This is a genomic window from Collinsella aerofaciens (genome assembly GCF_015560135.1).
Taxonomy (GTDB): Bacteria; Actinomycetota; Coriobacteriia; order Coriobacteriales; family Coriobacteriaceae; genus Collinsella; species Collinsella aerofaciens_AN.
In genome coordinates this window covers 61,558-77,912 of the sequence record NZ_JADMRH010000008.1, presented here as the reverse complement: position 1 = coordinate 77,912, position 16,355 = coordinate 61,558, and the positions used below count along the sequence as shown (strand labels likewise).

Annotated in this window: 17 protein-coding genes; 1 reads left to right on the top strand and 16 read right to left on the bottom strand. The window is 60.0% G+C overall.

Going from position 1 to position 16,355, the window contains the following annotated elements:
• Nucleotides 1-4: 4 nt before the first annotated feature.
• The 15 genes from lepA to pyrR all read right to left on the bottom strand — a co-directional run bounded on the left by lepA (nt 5) and on the right by pyrR (nt 14,554).
• Entirely contained in the window at nt 5-1,816 is a 1,812-nt protein-coding gene (lepA, locus tag I2H19_RS05185) for a translation elongation factor 4 (RefSeq protein WP_055250059.1), read from the bottom strand.
• Nucleotides 1,817-1,912: 96 nt separating this feature from the next.
• A complete protein-coding gene (rpsT, locus tag I2H19_RS05180) occupies nt 1,913-2,179 on the bottom strand; it encodes a 30S ribosomal protein S20 (RefSeq protein ID WP_022094714.1) in 267 nt (88 codons plus the stop codon).
• A gap of 133 nt (nt 2,180-2,312) precedes the next feature.
• Nucleotides 2,313-3,275 carry a DNA polymerase III subunit delta gene (holA, locus tag I2H19_RS05175; protein ID WP_195621738.1) on the bottom strand — a complete coding sequence of 321 codons (963 nt, stop codon included), beginning with the start codon at nt 3,273-3,275 and terminating at the stop codon, nt 2,313-2,315.
• 78 nt (nt 3,276-3,353) lie between these two features.
• Complete coding sequence (locus tag I2H19_RS05170; protein WP_195621736.1) at nt 3,354-5,657, bottom strand: DNA internalization-related competence protein ComEC/Rec2; 2,304 nt, start codon at nt 5,655-5,657, stop codon at nt 3,354-3,356.
• Nucleotides 5,654-6,331 (bottom strand): helix-hairpin-helix domain-containing protein, encoded by a 678-nt coding sequence (locus I2H19_RS05165; RefSeq protein WP_229089789.1) that lies wholly within the window; start codon nt 6,329-6,331, stop codon nt 5,654-5,656. Before I2H19_RS05165 ends, I2H19_RS05170 begins: the two co-directional genes overlap by 4 nt.
• 249 nt (nt 6,332-6,580) lie before the next feature.
• The gene (thiI, locus tag I2H19_RS05160; protein WP_195621731.1) at nt 6,581-7,825 is read right to left on the bottom strand and encodes a tRNA uracil 4-sulfurtransferase ThiI; all 1,245 of its coding nucleotides are present in this window, start codon (nt 7,823-7,825) and stop codon (nt 6,581-6,583) included.
• On the bottom strand, nt 7,826-8,107 hold the full coding sequence (locus I2H19_RS05155) for a DNA-directed RNA polymerase subunit omega (RefSeq protein WP_035138532.1): 282 nt from the start codon (nt 8,105-8,107) through the stop codon (nt 7,826-7,828). It lies immediately after the preceding gene.
• A 5-nt stretch (nt 8,108-8,112) separates the two neighbouring features.
• Nucleotides 8,113-8,682, bottom strand: coding sequence for a guanylate kinase (gene gmk / locus I2H19_RS05150; RefSeq protein WP_006236131.1), 570 nt, complete (start codon nt 8,680-8,682; stop codon nt 8,113-8,115).
• On the bottom strand, nt 8,683-8,991 hold the full coding sequence (gene mihF / locus I2H19_RS05145) for an integration host factor, actinobacterial type (protein ID WP_006236130.1): 309 nt from the start codon (nt 8,989-8,991) through the stop codon (nt 8,683-8,685).
• Nucleotides 8,992-9,230: 239 nt separating this feature from the next.
• Nucleotides 9,231-9,947 carry an orotidine-5'-phosphate decarboxylase gene (gene pyrF / locus I2H19_RS05140; protein WP_035138533.1) on the bottom strand — a complete coding sequence of 239 codons (717 nt, stop codon included), beginning with the start codon at nt 9,945-9,947 and terminating at the stop codon, nt 9,231-9,233.
• A complete protein-coding gene (locus tag I2H19_RS05135; RefSeq protein ID WP_195621782.1) occupies nt 9,941-10,849 on the bottom strand; it encodes a dihydroorotate dehydrogenase in 909 nt (302 codons plus the stop codon). The genes pyrF and I2H19_RS05135 overlap by 7 nt, the downstream gene beginning before the upstream one ends.
• Before the next feature lie 14 nt (nt 10,850-10,863).
• Nucleotides 10,864-11,631 (bottom strand): dihydroorotate dehydrogenase electron transfer subunit, encoded by a 768-nt coding sequence (locus I2H19_RS05130; protein WP_195621777.1) that lies wholly within the window; start codon nt 11,629-11,631, stop codon nt 10,864-10,866.
• A 116-nt stretch (nt 11,632-11,747) separates the two neighbouring features.
• A complete protein-coding gene (locus tag I2H19_RS05125; protein WP_161161343.1) occupies nt 11,748-13,037 on the bottom strand; it encodes a dihydroorotase in 1,290 nt (429 codons plus the stop codon).
• Entirely contained in the window at nt 13,021-13,965 is a 945-nt protein-coding gene (locus tag I2H19_RS05120) for an aspartate carbamoyltransferase catalytic subunit (protein ID WP_118098760.1), read from the bottom strand. The genes I2H19_RS05125 and I2H19_RS05120 overlap by 17 nt, the downstream gene beginning before the upstream one ends.
• A gap of 4 nt (nt 13,966-13,969) precedes the next feature.
• A complete protein-coding gene (gene pyrR / locus I2H19_RS05115; protein WP_138112663.1) occupies nt 13,970-14,554 on the bottom strand; it encodes a bifunctional pyr operon transcriptional regulator/uracil phosphoribosyltransferase PyrR in 585 nt (194 codons plus the stop codon).
• Between the two features lie 452 nt (nt 14,555-15,006).
• Between pyrR and rpmB the strand changes: the two genes are divergently transcribed.
• Nucleotides 15,007-15,195 carry a 50S ribosomal protein L28 gene (rpmB, locus tag I2H19_RS05110; RefSeq protein WP_022094725.1) on the top strand — a complete coding sequence of 63 codons (189 nt, stop codon included), beginning with the start codon at nt 15,007-15,009 and terminating at the stop codon, nt 15,193-15,195.
• Between the two features lie 196 nt (nt 15,196-15,391).
• On the opposite strand, the gene I2H19_RS05105 is transcribed toward rpmB, so the two are convergent.
• A complete protein-coding gene (locus I2H19_RS05105) occupies nt 15,392-16,168 on the bottom strand; it encodes a transposase (protein WP_195621728.1) in 777 nt (258 codons plus the stop codon).
• Nucleotides 16,169-16,355 lie beyond the last annotated feature (187 nt).

Here is a 16,355-nt window from a genome sequence, read left to right as displayed (position 1 = left end):
AGACCTACTCGTCCACCTTGAGGATCGCCATAAAGGCCTCCTGCGGGACCTCGACCGATCCGATGGCCTTCATGCGCTTCTTGCCCTCTTTCTGCTTCTCGAGCAGCTTGCGCTTACGCGAGATATCGCCGCCGTAGCACTTAGCAAGCACGTCCTTGCGACGCGCCTTGACGGTGGAGCGGGCAATGATCTTGTTGCCGATAGCACCCTGGATGGGCACCTCGAACAGCTGACGCGGGATAATCTCCTTAAGCTTGTCGCACAGGCCGCGGGCAAGACCGTAGGCCTTGTCCTTGTGGACGATAAACGACAGCGCGTCCACCTCGTCGCCCGAAAGCAGGATATCGAGCTTCACAAGCTCAGATGGACGGTACTCGTTGAACTCGTAGTCGAGCGAGGCATAGCCCTTGGTACGGCTCTTGAGCTGATCGAAGAAGTCCAAGATGAGCTCGGCAAGCGGCATATCAAAGCGCATCTCGACCGACTTGCTCGTGAGATGGATCATGTCGGTAGTAATGCCGCGGTGCTCGATAGCGAGCTGCATGACGGCACCCGTATACTCGGGCGGGCAGATGATCTTTGCCTTGAGGTAGGGCTCCTCGATACGCTCGATGCGCGTAGCCTCGGGCAGATCCTGCGGGCTACGGACATCAATCATCTCGCCGTCAGTCTTGTAGACGTGATAGTCCACCGAGGGGCTCGTGGCAATGAGGTCCAAGTTGAACTCGCGCTCCAGGCGCTCCTTGACGACTTCCATGTGCAGCAGGCCCAGGAAGCCCACGCGGAAGCCAAAGCCGAGCGCCACCGAGGTCTCGGGCTCCCACACCAACGACGGGTCGTTGACGTGCAGCTTATCGAGCGCATCACGCAGGTTCTCGTAGTCCTTGTTATCGATCGGGAACAGGCCCGTATAGACCATGGGCTTGGCCTCGCGGTAACCGGGAAGCGGCTCGGGGCAGGGATTCGACGCCCACGTGAGGGTATCGCCCACGCGAACGGCCTCGGGGTCCTTCAGGCCCGTGACCACGTATCCGACCTCGCCGACCGTCAGCGCGTCGACCGGGGTCTCGGCGGGACGCTTGACGCCCACGCCATCGACCAAAAAGTCGCCCTTTGCCTGCATCATGCGCAGGGTATCGCCTTTTTTGATGGATCCGTCAAAGACGCGCACCGTGGCGACGACGCCACGATACTCGTCGAAGTACGAATCCAGAATGAGTGCCTTGAGCGGCGCGTTCGCATCGCCCTTGGGCGGAGAGATCAAAAAGACAATGGACTCTAGCAGATCGTGGATGCCCTCGCCGGTCTTGCCCGAGACACACACGGCATCATCGGCAGGAATCGCCAGGTCATCCTCGATCTCGGTCTTAACCTCATCGGGATGGGCCGAGGGCAGGTCAATCTTGTTGATGGCCGGCACAATGTCCAGATTGGCGTTCATGGCGAGCGTCGCGTTGGAGACGGTCTGCGCCTCGACGCCCTGCGTGGCGTCGACAACGAGCACCGCGCCCTCACAGGCTGCCAGCGAGCGCGAGACCTCGTAGGTAAAGTCCACGTGGCCCGGCGTATCGATCAGATTGAACTGATACGTCTCGCCATCGTCGGCGTCATAGGACACGCGAACGGCATTGGACTTGATCGTGATGCCGCGCTCGCGCTCGATATCCATAGTGTCGAGCAGCTGCGACTCCATATCGCGCTCGTCAACGGTATGGGTGAGCTCGAGAATGCGGTCACTGATCGTGGACTTGCCATGGTCGATGTGCGCAACAATCGAGAAGTTGCGGATGTGGGAAATGTCAATTGAAGTATTCATGCGGACTATCTTACCCGAGCGATACAAAAAATGGAGCCTGTTCCATAAAACAGGCTCCATTTATGCGCGTAATCTGTGTGATGTGAAATTTACAACTTAGGCGTTGATGCTGTTCACGAGCTTGGCAAGACCGGACTTGCGGTTGGAAGCCTGGTTCTTGTGGATAACATGCTTGGCGGCAGCCATGTCGAGACGCTTGGTGACGGTCTTGAGTGCAGCCTGGGCCTTCTCGGCGTCGCCCTCGGCGACGGCGGACTGGACGTGCTTGGTCAGCGTCTTGAGCTCGGACTTGACAGCCTTGTTACGCATGCGAGCTGCCTCATTGGTGCGGATACGCTTCTTCTGAGACTTGATGTTTGCCACTTCTGGAGTTCCTTTCGAGTTCCTTGCAAAAAATGTATGACACCTCTGAGACACGGTGAGGTCATGCAAGCGCTTACTATAGCACGCTCCCCCTCAAAGGGATAGAACGAATTTGTCAAATAGGCAGGTATCATCACGATTTTCTCAAGATGTTCGTAATCCAGAGCAAAAGCGCGGTCCGAGAATCGGCCGAACCCTTGAGCGCGAGCTCCACATCGACCGCACCCTCGAGCGCTGCGACGAGCTCTGCCATCGAAAAGCGACGTGCCCAGGTCAGGTGATTCTTGACCTGCCAGGACTGGAGCTTGAGCGTTGCGGCCAGCTCACGACCCTGTCCGCGCGCATCGAGCGCCTTGGCAACGATAAGCTCGCGAATGCGGCCGCACAGCAATGTGTAGGTCCACACGTAGCTCTTGGAGGGCAGTAGATTGAAAAGCTCGAGTGAGCGGCGCATGTCACGTGCCGAGACCGCATTGAGAAAGTCCCAGGGCTGGACTTCGGCCGTGCGCACGATCCAGCGTTCCACATCGGCAAGCTCAATCTGAGGCGCCTCAACCATTTGGGCAAGCTTAGCCAAGTCGTTATCGAGCATGCGAGTGTTTTCACCCGAACGCGAGACAAGTTCCTCGGCGGCCGCCGTCGAGATCGACTTGCCATGCTGCGTCGCCATCTGCTGCACGCGGCGCGGAAGCTCCCAGCGCTTGGTGCCGGAGCAATCGATCACGGCCTTCTTGTCAATCTTGGCGATTGCCTTGTACAGGCGCGTGTTCTTGGCAAGCGAATCGGCGATTATGAGGCAAACCGTTGTGGGGCTGGGACTCGCCAGATACTCGACGAGCGGCTCCGAGACCGCCTTGGCGAGCTTTGAGCAGCCATCAAGGATTACCAGGCGAAACTCACTGCCCATCGGAAAGGTGTTGAGCGATCCGATAATCGACTCGATATCGGGGTCTTTGGTCATATCGCGCTCGTCGAGGTTGAACTCGACCATGCCCGTCTTTTCCAGACGCGCTTTCATACGCGAGACGGCGTGATCGCGCTTGACTCCGTCGGTACCGACGATCAGATATGCAGGCAACAGACCGGTTTCGGACATCGCGCTCCCCTCCCGCAGGCCTTCGTATTCGCTCCGTGCCATTCTAGCCCAGGGGCCCACCGCGCGCCAACGATGTCATCACGGTTGCTGGCATCGCATCGCAAAGCCATTCGCAGTCGGCGTGACGGTAATGTCGCCGTGTTCGATAGTGCACGCGAAAACGCCGCCCGCTTCCTTAACGGCATCGATGCAGGCATCGGACGGATGGCCGTATCGATTCCCCTCGCCCGCGCTCGCGAGGGAAAGCTCGGGCTTCAGGACGTCCAGCAACTGACCATCGACTGAAACCTTAGAGCCGTGATGCCCAAGTTTAAGGACATCGATATCCCCCACCTCCTGCACGAATTCCCGTTCTTGGTCGAGCTCGGCATCACCGGTGAGTAGTATGCGCAGGCCCTTGCCTTCCTGATCATAAGAGAGCAACAGGACAAGCGAGTCCTCATTTCCCTCGCCATCCACGGCCTCGAATGGCCACATCACGCGGGCGCAAAATGAGCCGATATCGACCGTATCCCCACGGCGCACCTGCCGATACTCCACGCCAGGTCGGTTCAATACCTCGGCAGGAGCATCCTCCAGCGCATCCGCCGCCACGGCAATCGTTCCGACCGAAAACTGTTCGAGCACGGCAGGTAGACCACCCCAGTGATCCTCATCCCAATGCGTCACAAAGACGGCATCGATATGGTGCACGTTATTGCGAACCAACGCCGCTACCACGCGCTCATCGAGCCCGCAGTCGACGAGTGCTAATGCGTCGCCCTGGCGGATAAGAATCGCATCCGCCTGGCCCACATCGAGCACCGTCACCGAAGGCGGAGCGAATCGATCCCAGTAGACGTACGGAATCGCAGCCAAGAGCACCAGGCATGAAAGCCCCACCGCCATAGGACGTGCACGGGGACGCGGCCACCAGACCAACAGAACCGCCAGCAAACACGGCACTAGGTAAATCCACATGCTATCGGGCGGCACACTCACAGATGCACCAGGCACGGCGGCAAACAGCTGCTCGAAGAACAGTGCGCAACGGGCGGCAACCATGGGCACAACGAGCGCCCAAATCCGCAACGGTTCCACGAGCGAAAAGGGAACCAGCACGATCGACACAGCAAGCAGTACGCTCACCACCGGACCGATGACTGCATTTGCCAGCGGAGCAATGAGCGAGAACGTACCGAAGGCAGGAATGGTAATGGGAAGTGTTGCCAGTTGCGAGCACAGCGTGACGGAAAGTATGTTGGCAACGCCCGATGGCACACCCAGCTCACCCAAAGCGTAGGTCGCATAGGGGCAAAAGCACAGAATGGCTAAGACGCTGGCACACGAGAGCTGAAAGCCCATCTCGAACAGCACCGTCGGCCGCAGTAGCACAAAGATGGACATGGTTACGAAGAGTGCCGATGCGCCGTGCCGGCGACGCCCCGCGCCGTTTACGACAAGCGTCGCGAACACCATGCAGCACGCGCGCACGGCCGAGGGAGACGCGCCCGTAAAGGCAGTGTAGCCCACAAGTGCCATCGCCAATATCGCCCGCTGAACACCACGTGAGCAGCGAGTCTTTTGCAATACACCCTCGATTACAAATCCCACGATAGCCAAATGGCTGCCGGAGACGGCTATAAGATGCGCCGTTCCCGTCACCGAAAACCAGTCGCCCGCCGGCTGGGCGCGCAGTTCGGCCGAACGACCGCAGACGACACCGGCTATGAGTGCACGCGCCGGGTCGGTCGCAGGCGCGATGGACGCAAGCAGCCCATTTCGCAGCCGAAGCAGCGGTCCCGGAGAGCCCTCATCGGCCGACACAATCCGAACGACTTTAACCTTGCGCACCTCGCCTCGGAGCACGCGCGATCGTCCATACGCATCGTTCTCAAAACGTGAAACGCGACCGATAACACGCACGTGCGCCCCGACCTTGAGCTCGCGGTCAAACGATAGGCGAACCGTTGCCAGGTTCTTACCGTCCGCGCATGCCTCGCAGGTATAGGAATACACGTCGTCGTTTATGGATGGATCACCCTGCACGACAAACTCGAGGCTACTTGCCGCTCGACCATCGAGCGCCTTCGAGGCACTCAGCGTGCCCAAAGCCCACCACACCGAGACGACCGCTCCCGCCACGAGACCGACGGACGCGGCATACAGCCACCGCTTCAAAGGGGCAAGCCGCGCACAAGATTGAGCCAGCACAACGAATACCGCCGCCGCAACGGGAATGGCCCATAGCGGCCCGACCGCCGGAGCCCGCTCCCTCAGCAGCGCATCAGCGACCATGTTGAGCACCAAGACGCAGCTCATGCACATGCCGGCACACAGGGCCATCGTCCACGGCATCAGGGGCCGCGGAGACATCACGTGCTCGCGCTCGGTCGCACTCATACGCAGATGCAATCTTTGATTTTGGCAAGCTTCTTCTCGCCGATTCCCGACACACGCATCAGATCGTCAACCGAAGAAAAAGCACCGTTCTTTGTCCGCTCATCGATAATCGACTGGGCCATGGAGGGGCCGATGCCCGAAAGCGTCTGCAGCTCTGCCGCGCTTGCCGTATTGATATTTACTAGGCCTGTTGCGCCACTCACGCCCGATGATGCGGAAGCCCCACCATCAACACCGGCTTCCGCAATGGACGCCTGCTGCTCCCCTACCGTTGGAACGTGAATCTTCTGTCCATCGACGACCTTAGATGCCCGATTGAGCCCCGTAACGTCTGCCTCGAGCGCCAGCCCGCCGGCGGCATCAATCGCCTGAGCCACCCGCGCGCCGTCCTTGAGACGATATACACCGGGCGACACAACGGCGCCATCGACATCGACATAGACCTCTGCCGCGGCAGAAGCCTTAGACGAAGAGCCTTCGGATGTCTTTCCGCTCGAAGCATCGCCGGATCCCGGCTCCACTAACGAACCCGAACCATCAGTGCGCTCAAACGACACACTGCCGGCACCGCCGCCAAGGTTCGCCATCGCCAGTCCACTCGCCATCGCAATGACGACCAGTATCGCCATCACCACCGCCTTATGACCGAGCAGCTTGTCCGCCAAGCGGTCCATCCGTTTGACCCGTTCGTGTTGTTCGCGCTGCGCCATAGCAAAACCTCCCAACACCATCGTGTCAGGAAAAGAGTCCTGCAACAGCCATTCTCCAAAACCGGTTTTCGCGGTCAAACCAAAAGCCGACCAAAACCTTGCACAAATCTGTCCATTTATTCAGGCACACGTCAGCAAATGAACACTTAGCCGCAAAATGCCCAGATAGCAAAAGACCGACGATGCAGGCGCATCGTCGGTCTATGCACAAATTTACTCGTGATCTTGGTAAATCTCACGCGGAGCAAGCTCCGAATGGTTGCGTTTTAAGGTCTTAGGGGCCTTATACGTGTTGCTCTCGAAGTCGATGTACTCGGTCTGCTTGAGCAGGCGCTCGATCATCTCCTCGTGATCGAACAACTCCCAAGCCTCATGCACGGCATCGAGTTTAGCGTGCGTCTCGGGACGGCGCGGCATAAACAGCGTGCAGCAGTCGGGAGCGGCCTCAGTCGAGATATCGAACGTACCGATCTCCTCGGCGCGAGCGATGATCTCCTGCTTGTCCGAACCGATGAGAGGACGGAACACGGGGATCTTCACGGCCTCGTTGACGGCCATGATGTTCTCAAGCGTTTGGGAGGCAACCTGCCCAAGCGATTCACCCGTAACGATGGCCTTGGCGCCCTCGATGTGTGCAATGCGCTCGGCAACCGAATACATAATGCGGCGATACATGATCACGCGCAGGTTGCTGGGACAGGTGACCGAAATCTCACGCTGGCAGTCGCCAAACGGCACCACGTACAGGCGACCGATCTGGACACCCGGCTCAAGCGCACGGATGATGTCCTGTACCAAATACTCGCTCGTATCGGGCGTCTGCGGACGACCGGAGAAATGTACCGGCACGCACACCGCACCGCGACGCGCGAGCATCCAAGTCGCCACCGGAGAATCGATACCCGACGACAGCAGCGTCACGACCTTGCCGGCAGAACCCACCGGCAGACCGCCCACGCCGCGCTCGGAGCGCGCGTACACATAAACGCTACCCTGAACCACCAGTACGTGCACCATGGCATCGGGGTCGTGCATTTGAACCTTTTTATCGGGGAAGGCCTCACACAACACCTCGCCCACCTGACGATTGATGTCAATCGAGGTGAGCTCATAGTCGGTATTGGAGCGCTTGGCATGCACCTTAAACGAATCGAAGGAACCAAACTCGCGCAGCGCCTTGACGGCGGCGGCACAGTACTCCTGAGGGTCGCGATTGGTGTGATACGCCAAAGACACGCGAGCAACGCCGGGAACGGTGCGAATGACACGCGCCGCCTCGTCGGCCTGATGCTCGTTAAAGGTCACGAGGATATAACCGGAAATTCGAGACACGGCATTCACGGAAAAGGCGGCCAAGGCCGCCTTGATGTTATCCATGAGGATATGCTCAAAATGTGCGCGGTTCTTACCCTTCAGTCCAACCTCGTGATAGTGGACCAGGCAGACGCGAGCCGCCATTTAGGCTTCAGCAACCTTGTGGCCGAGCGCCTTCTCGTAACGGGCCTCGTCGTAAGAGATGTCGCCGTCGACAATCTCGTCCATAGCCATCGAGATGGTATCGGCACCGGAAAGCCCGATGGTGATGTCATCGACATCCTGGACGGCAAGCACGCGGTTGTGCTGGCCACGCAGCATGCTGTTAATGTCGCAGGCGCGCTTGGAGGCAAGCGAAGCGAGCAGGAAGCGGTTGTGATCGGTCTTCTCCAGAAGATCGTCAATGCAAGGCTTTACAACGGACACGGACCTCAGATCCTTTCATGCATATCGAGAACGCGAACGAGCTCATCGGTCGCGCGGTCGAGATCGTCATTAACCACGACGTCGTCGTAGCGGTCGGCAAGGGCAAGCTCATCGGCGGCGTTTGCCATACGCAGCTCAATCGTCTCGGGCGTCTCGGTACCGCGACCGACTAGACGCTCGCGAAGAACCTCAAGCGAAGGCGGCTTGATAAAGATCAACACGGCCTCGGGGAAACGTTCCTTCACCTGCAGGGCGCCCTGGACATCAATCTCCAAAATCAGAGACGCGCCCGAGGCGAGCTTGGATGTGACCTCGCTCACCAACGTGCCGTAGCAGTTACCGTGGACCTCGGCCCACTCAACAAACTCACCGTTTGCCACGCGGCGGTCGAACTCCTCGCGCGTCAGAAAAAAGTAGTTGACGCCGTCGACCTCACCTTTGCGTGGTGCTCGCGTGGTAGCCGAAACCGTCAGGCCCAGGTTCGAGCGGCGCTCGCGCACACGAGTGACGAGCGTACCCTTGCCTGCGCCTGACGGTCCAGAAATCACAAAGAGCTTGGAATCCTGAGCGCTCACTTATTTGGTCAGCTGCTCGAGGAGCTGCTCGCGCTGACGGACGCCGAGGCCCTGGACGCGACGGGTAGCGGAGATACCGAGCTCCTCCATGATCTTGGCGGCCTTGGCCTTGCCATAACCAGGGAGAGACTCGATGAGGGTGGAAACCTTCATGCGGGAAGCGATGGGGTCATCGGAGTTGAGCACGGACTCGAGGGACTTCTCGCCCTTCTTGATCTGCTCGCGAAGCTCAGCGCGGGCGTGACGTGCGGCAGCAGCCTTCTCAAGAGCCTGCTTGCGCTGCTCATCGGTAAGCTGAGGGAGTGCCATTCGTACCTCCAAAAAGTTGGGTTATATCTGATTCAATAATTGGCATTTTAGCACGTAGAACGTACAAAATGCCCAATTGCGGCTCCATAGGTTAGACGATACCCGCAAAAAGTGCAATATACTGCGCCCAAAGTTAAGCCCCTGACCTGCGATTACACACAAAGGATGGGAAAGTTTACGCAGGCACAGGGGCTATTTTGTGCTAATGAGACCCAAAAGTGGTGACTTAGGGGAATCTTTTAGGCGACGTTTTCGACCAGCTCAGCGACAATGGCGTCAAAGGCGGCAACCGGATCGTCGGCGCCGGTGATGGGTCGGCCCACCACAATGTGGCTTGCGCCACGCTCGATAGCCTGGGAAGGCGTCGCCACGCGGGACTGGTCGCCTAAGGCGGCACCCACCGGACGCACACCCGGAGTCACGATCAGGGCATCGGGACCCAGCAGCTCACGCATGTCGTGAGCCTCCATCGGCGAGCACACGATGCCATCGATGCCGTTGGCCTGAGCGAGCTTTGCCAGGCGGGCGGCCTCCTCGGCCACCGGCGACTCGACGCCAATCTCGCTCAAGGCATCCTGATTCATGCTCGTGAGCACGGTGATGGCGACGAGCTTGGCGCGGTCCTCGCGCGCCTCCTCGGCACCCTCGCGGCAGGCAGCGAGCATGGCGCCCGAACCCAAGCCGTGAACCGAGAGCAGGTCGGCACCGGCAAGCGAGGCCGAACGGGCGGCACCGCGAACCTGATGCGGAATATCATGGAACTTAAGGTCAAGGAAGACCTTAAAGCCCAGGTCCTTAAAGGTCTTGACGATCTCGGGGCCCTCAGCGTAATAGAGCGTCATGCCAACCTTGAGCCAGGCGGCATGGCCCGAAAGCTCGTGGGCAAGCTCGAGCGCACGCTCACGGTCGCAGTCGAGGGCGACGATTACGCGGTCGCGGGCATCGGTCTCTAGCATTCGAAAGCACCTACCAGTTCGTTGATGTCCTTTACGCCCTGGGACTCGGCCCAGGCCTCGAGCTCATGCGCGATCTTGAGCGAAGCGCACGGATCGACGAAGTTGGCCATACCGACCGACACGCAGGTGGCGCCGGCCAGGATAAACTCGGCCGCATCCTCGCCGGTCATGACACCGCCGACGCCGTTGATGGGGATATCGACGGCCTGGGCAACCTCCCAGACCATGCGCACGGCGATGTGGTGGCACAGCGGGCCCGAAAGGCCGCCCTTGGGCTTGGCCACGCGGGACTTGCGGGTATGGACGTCGATGGCCATGCCCTGAATGGAGTTGATGACCGAAAGGCCGTCGGCGCCGGCAGCCTCGAGGGCCTTGGCAATCTCGGCGACGTTGACCGGCGCCATCTTCACGAACAGCGGCTTATCGGTCACCTTACGGCAGGCAGCCATAACGGAAGAGGCGCCCTCGGGCGTGGAGCCCATGGCGGCACCGCCGGCGGCGATATTAGGGCAGCTCACGTTGATCTCGTAGCCGGCAGCCCAGGGGCACAGCTCGACATACATCTCGAGCGCGCGGACAAACTCCTCGACGGAGTGACCGGCGACCTGGCAGATGACCTGGCAACCGTCCTTGGAGAGCTGCTCGAGCCACGGACCAGACTCACGGGCAAAGGCAGCCACGCCAGGGTTCTGAAGGCCCACGGAGTTGATCATGCCGCCCGGGATCTCGGCCATGCGGGGCGCGGGGTTGCCGGGCCAGGGCTCGGCAGCGCAACCCTTGGTGGTAATGGCGCCCAGCTGGGAAACATCAAAGAAGTTCTGGAACTGCCAACCGTAGCCAAAGGTACCGGCTGCGGTGTTGATGGGGTTCTGCATCTTGACGCCGCCGAAATCGACGGCCATGTTCACGGTACCCACTAGAAGACCACCACCTTGGAAGCATCGAACACGGGGCCGCACATGCAAGCACCCTTCATACCGTCGACCGTCTCGACATTGCAGGTGTTGCAGGCGCCAAAGCCACAGCTCATCATGCGCTCGAGCGACACCTCGCAGTAGGCACCGGCCTCGGCGGCAGCGGCGGCGACCTTCTTCATCATGACGGCGGGACCGCAGCTGGCGACATAGTCGTAGCCGCCCTCGCCGAGCAGCTCGGCGGCAGGATCGGTGCAAAAACCGTGCATGCCGAGCGAACCGTCGTCAGTGCAAACGTTGACCGTGTCGCACAGAGCGCGGAACTCATCGATGCCCACGGCCTTGGACGCGGTGCCAAAGCCCAGGCACACGTCGACGGCCACACCCTGCTCGGCAAGCATGCCGGCGAGGCACAGCACGGGCGGAACGCCGATGCCGCCCGCCACGAGCAGCGCCTTCCTGGTGCCCTCGGGTACCATCCAACCACGACCACCGGGGCCCAGCAGGTTAGAGGTGGAGCCAGGGCCCATCTGGGACAAACGACGGGTATCGTCGCCCACGACGGCGTACCACAGCTCGACGGTACCGGCCTGGGCGTCGGCGCGATAGAAGCTCAGGGGCACGCGAAGCAGCGAGGACGCATCGCCGGGCACGGCGATGTTCACAAACTGACCGGGCTTGAGCGCACTTGCAAGCTTGGGGGCCGAAATAACGAGCGAGAAGATGCCGTCGGCGATCTCCTGGTTCGAGACGACCTCGAAGTCGTGCATGCGTGCAGTGGAAGGTGTGGGCATAGACGCTCCAATCCCCCATGCGATTGCATGGTCAAAACGAACAGAAAGCGCGGCACCGCAAGGGCACCGCGCACAAAAGCGATAAGGCTATGCTAGCAGATGCAGCCGTCGGCGAGCGTCTGCTTACCGCCGACAAACACATCGGTGGCACGACCGGTGAGCGTGCGGCCGGCGAAACCGGAGTTCTCGGCGCGCGACTCGTAACCGTCCTCGCCGACCGTCCAGGTGGCGGACGCGTCGAACACGGTCAGGTCGGCAACGGAGCCCGCCTTGACCTGAACCTGGTCGAGGCCCAGGATCTCACGCGGCTTGATGGCCATGAGCTCGACCATGCGGCCCATGCTCATCTTACCCGTGTTGACCAGCTCGGTGAGCACGAGCGACAGCGAGGTCTCGAGACCGATCATGCCAAAGGGCGCAAGCTCGAACTCGCGGGCCTTCTCCCACGGGGTGTGGGGAGCGTGATCGGTGACGATAACGTCGACGGTGCCGTCGATGACGCCCTGACGGATGGCCTCGGCATCCTCCTCGGTACGCAGCGGCGGGTTGACCTTGAGCGAGGTGTTGTAGGTCTCGTCTAGATCGTTCTCGGTCAGGAACATGTGGTGCGGGGTGGCCTCGCAGGTAACCTGAACGCCAGCGGCCTTGCCGGCACGCACGATCTCCAGGCCATGGGCGGTGGAGATGTGCTGGATGTGCAGCTTGGCACCGGTCAGCTTGGCGATCTCGATGTCGCGGGCGATCTGGAGCTCCTCGCCGGCAGCCGGCCAGCCCTCGAGAGCCAGACGGGTCGAAACCTTGCCCTCGTTGATCTGGCCGTGGCCGACCAGGTCCTCGTCCTGGCAGTGGCTCATAAAGACCTTGCCGAACATCTTGCCGTAGTCCATGCAACGACGGAGCATACCCGCGCCCTGCACGCCGCGACCGTCGTCGGTGAAGGCGACGGCGCCGTGGGCGACCATATCGCCCATCTCGGACATGGCCTCGCCCTTAAGACCGCGGGTCATGGCGCCCGACGGATAGACGCGGCAGTGACCGACCTCGGCAGCGCGGGACTTGACGAACTCCACGACGGTGCCGTTATCGGTGACGGGATCGGTGTTGGGCATGGCGCACACGCCGGTAAAGCCGCCCTTGGCAGCTGCGCGGGTGCCGCTCTCGATGTCCTCTTTGACCTCATAGCCGGGCTCGCGAAGGTGGACGTGCATATCCACCAGGCCAGGGACGAGGTACTTGCCGGAAAGGTCGCGGACCTCGGCTCCCTCGACGGCGAGATTCTCGCCGACCTCGGCGATCTTGTCGCCGTCAATCAGGACGTCAACGACACCGTCAAGCTCGACGGACGGGTCGACGACGTGGGCATTCTTAAGAAGCAAGGCCATTATCGGCACCTCCAAGCAGCAGATACAGGATAGCCATACGCACGCAGATACCGGCGTAGACCTGCTCCAGGATGACGGAGCGTTGCGGGTGGTCGGCCATATAGGAATCGAACTCGACGCCGCGGTTGATGGGGCCCGGGTGGCAGATAATCGCGTCGGGCTTCATGAGCTTCTCGCGGTCCTTGGTCAGACCGAAGAGCTTGTGGTACTCACGAATGGTCGGGAACGGGGCACCCTCGAGACGCTCCTGCTGCACGCGCAGCATGTAGACGACGTCCAGCTCGGGCAGGACGGAATCGAGGTCGCTCGTCACGTGGTCGCAGCCCAGGACCTCGGGCGCCGGCGGCAGCAGCGTGCCGGGGGCGACGGCGTAGGTCTCGCAGCCCATGATCTTAAGGGCGGGGATCAGCGAGCCGCAGACGCGGGAGTGCGCGATATCGCCGACGACGGCGACCTTCAGACCGTGGAAGTCACCCTTGTGCTCCCAGATAGTGTACAGGTCGAGCAGGGCCTGCGTGGGATGGTTGTGCTTGCCGTCACCGGCGCAGATGACGCTCGCGGGCGAGTTCTGCGTGACGATGTAGGGAGCACCGGCGTGCTTATCGCGCACGACGATGCAGTCGATCTTGTAGGCGTTGAGGGTCTCGACGGTGTCGATGAGGCTCTCGCCCTTGACCGTGGAGGTCGAGGAGCCGCCAAAGTTGAGGCTGTCGGCCGAAAGACGCTTCTCGGCGAGCTCGAAGGAGCTGCGGGTGCGCGTCGAGGGCTCGTTGAACATGTTGACGATGGTCTTGCCCTTGAGCGTGGGGACCTTCTTGATCGCACGCTCGTTGACCTCGGAGAACGCCTTGGCGGTCTCGAGGATGAGCTTAATATCCTCTTCGGAGTACTCGGTAATGTCGATCAGGTGCTTATGGTTGAACGCCACGGTACTACTCACCTCCCAGCGGCGCGGAGCCCACGTGGGAACCCGGCGCGACGTCGTTGATCTCGACAGCGGTACGGCCGTCGACTTCCTTCATATATAGGTGCACGTTCTCCTCGTGCGACGAGGGAACGTTCTTGCCGACAAAGTCCGGCGAGATGGGAAGCTCGCGGTGACCGCGGTCAACGAGAACTGCCAGCTCAATGCGGCTCGGGCGGCCCAGGTCCATGACGGCGTCCAGAGCGGCGCGGATGGTACGACCCGTGTACAGGATGTCGTCCACCAGCACGACGCGCTTGCCGTCGACGCTAAAGGGAATGTTGGTAGCGTGGATCGCGGGAGCGAAATTGGTCGCATAGTCATCGCGGTAGAAGCTGATGTCGAGGCTGCCGAGCGGAACTTCGACGCCCTCGATCTCCTTGATCTCTTCGGCGAGCTTCTTTGCCAGAAGGTCGCCGCGCGTGACGATGCCGACCAGAGCGAGGTCTTCACAGCCCTCGTTGCGCTCGAGAATCTCGTGCGCGATGCGGGTCATCGCTCGGTTGACGGCGGTCTCGTCCATGATGACCGCCTTGGGGGAAGTCGTGCCCATCGATCTCCTTCCTCACATGTCTTGACTGCTGACACAGTCAAAAAAATAGATGCCCGACCGCTCAAAGCGGACCAGACACCCACAAGGAAGGGCTGCTCTATGGCAGCTATGTAATTCCATGTGGGTATCTCGTACCCCTTTAATGGTCAAGGGATAGTGTAGCCAACCTCGAGCTTAATTGCGAGCATAAATACGGAGCAATCCGTAAACGGAGCCCAACGCTCAATAAACCTATATATATTTGTGGGACGAGCTTGAAAACCTTGTTGCGAGCTGGCATAATCCCCTCTGCTGCACGCAAATCGGATCTACGTCCAGGGCCGTGGCGTGGGCACTATCGCCAAAAGAGAAATATCTCTGTGTAGATTACGCACAGGGAGCTGCTTCTGTGCTATAGTTCAGGCTTGTTTGTTAACGCGACATGTTCGTTTGTCGCCCAAGGAGGGTCAGTTATGTCCAAAGTTTGCGAAGTTTGCGGTAAGCACCCCGTTGCCGGTCGCTCCATCAGCCACTCTCACCGCGTCACCAACCGTAAGTTCCGCCCCAACATCCAGCGCGTCTACGTCGTCGTCGATGGTCACCGTCGCAAGATGAACGTTTGCTCCACCTGCCTCAAGTCCGGCAAGGTTGCGCGCTCCTAAATAAGGTCTTACCAACAAGTACCTCGGACTCTCCGGGTCAAAGACCTCGCGTTCACATAGAACTTACCAAAGGCGCCCTCCCCTACGGAGGGCGCCTTTTTGCACTCATTGGGGACAGACTTACATGAGTGCTTTCACGCATTGGGGACAGACATGAAGCACGCATGCGACGCACTGACTGGCTCCGGCCCCTGCCTCACGCAGCATCCTTCCAGCCTGCAGTTGCCTTGGTCACGCTTGTAGCGCCGATGCCGGTGATACGGGCAATTTGCTTGACCGTGAGATGCGCCCGCCTAAGCCTCAGCAGACACGCATCGCGTTCGGGGCGTGGCAGGGCTTTGAGCAGTGCAGGATCTATGCTCGGCAGAACTTCGCGCGCAACGGAAAGGGCCTCCTCATCGGGGATCCGCCGGCGTGGAAGAACCTCCATTGACCAGATGCGCCCGGCAACTTCCTCGAGATGCTCGCAATAGCAACGAGAGCCACCGACAATATCGAGCATAGGGGCCGCATCACAGATGTCAAAGGGATCATAGCCCAGCTGATACGCCTTATAGCTTGACCAGCGGTACGCATCGAGCGAGTCAAGCGCACCCTTCACGGGATTGAGATGAATATAGTCGAGCAGCTGCACCGCCTGCGCGTCCGACTCAACCGCGACCCGCGAATAGCGATTGTCAAACAGATGTCCCGTTCTCCCCGTTTTTCCATTGAAATACTTAGCATATGCCGTCAGCGCGCACTGCATTGCCTTTGAAAGGTTGTCAAATGGGTCATCAACCATCAAATGGAAGTGATTGTCCATAAGGCACCAAGCCAACACCGCCACTTCATGGCGCGCAAACCTGTCCGAGATATCCGATAAGAAACGATAACGGTCGGAGTCATCTTCAAAAATAATCTGTTTGGAGTTGCCTCGGTCAAAGACGTGGTAATAGCCAGTGATCGAAACGGGGCGGGCGCATCGGGGCATAATCTCTCCTTTCAAAACTGTTCAGGCAACACCTAAAAGGAGAGAAGCAACGCGAAATGCTGAGCCTGCAACCTATTTATATCCAATAAGCGGCAATAACAGGCCCAGAACGGCAAAATGGCAAAACGATGTCTGTCCCAAGTAAGCCTGTCCCCAACGAGCGGGGCGGAAGAGCAGGCAAATAGTT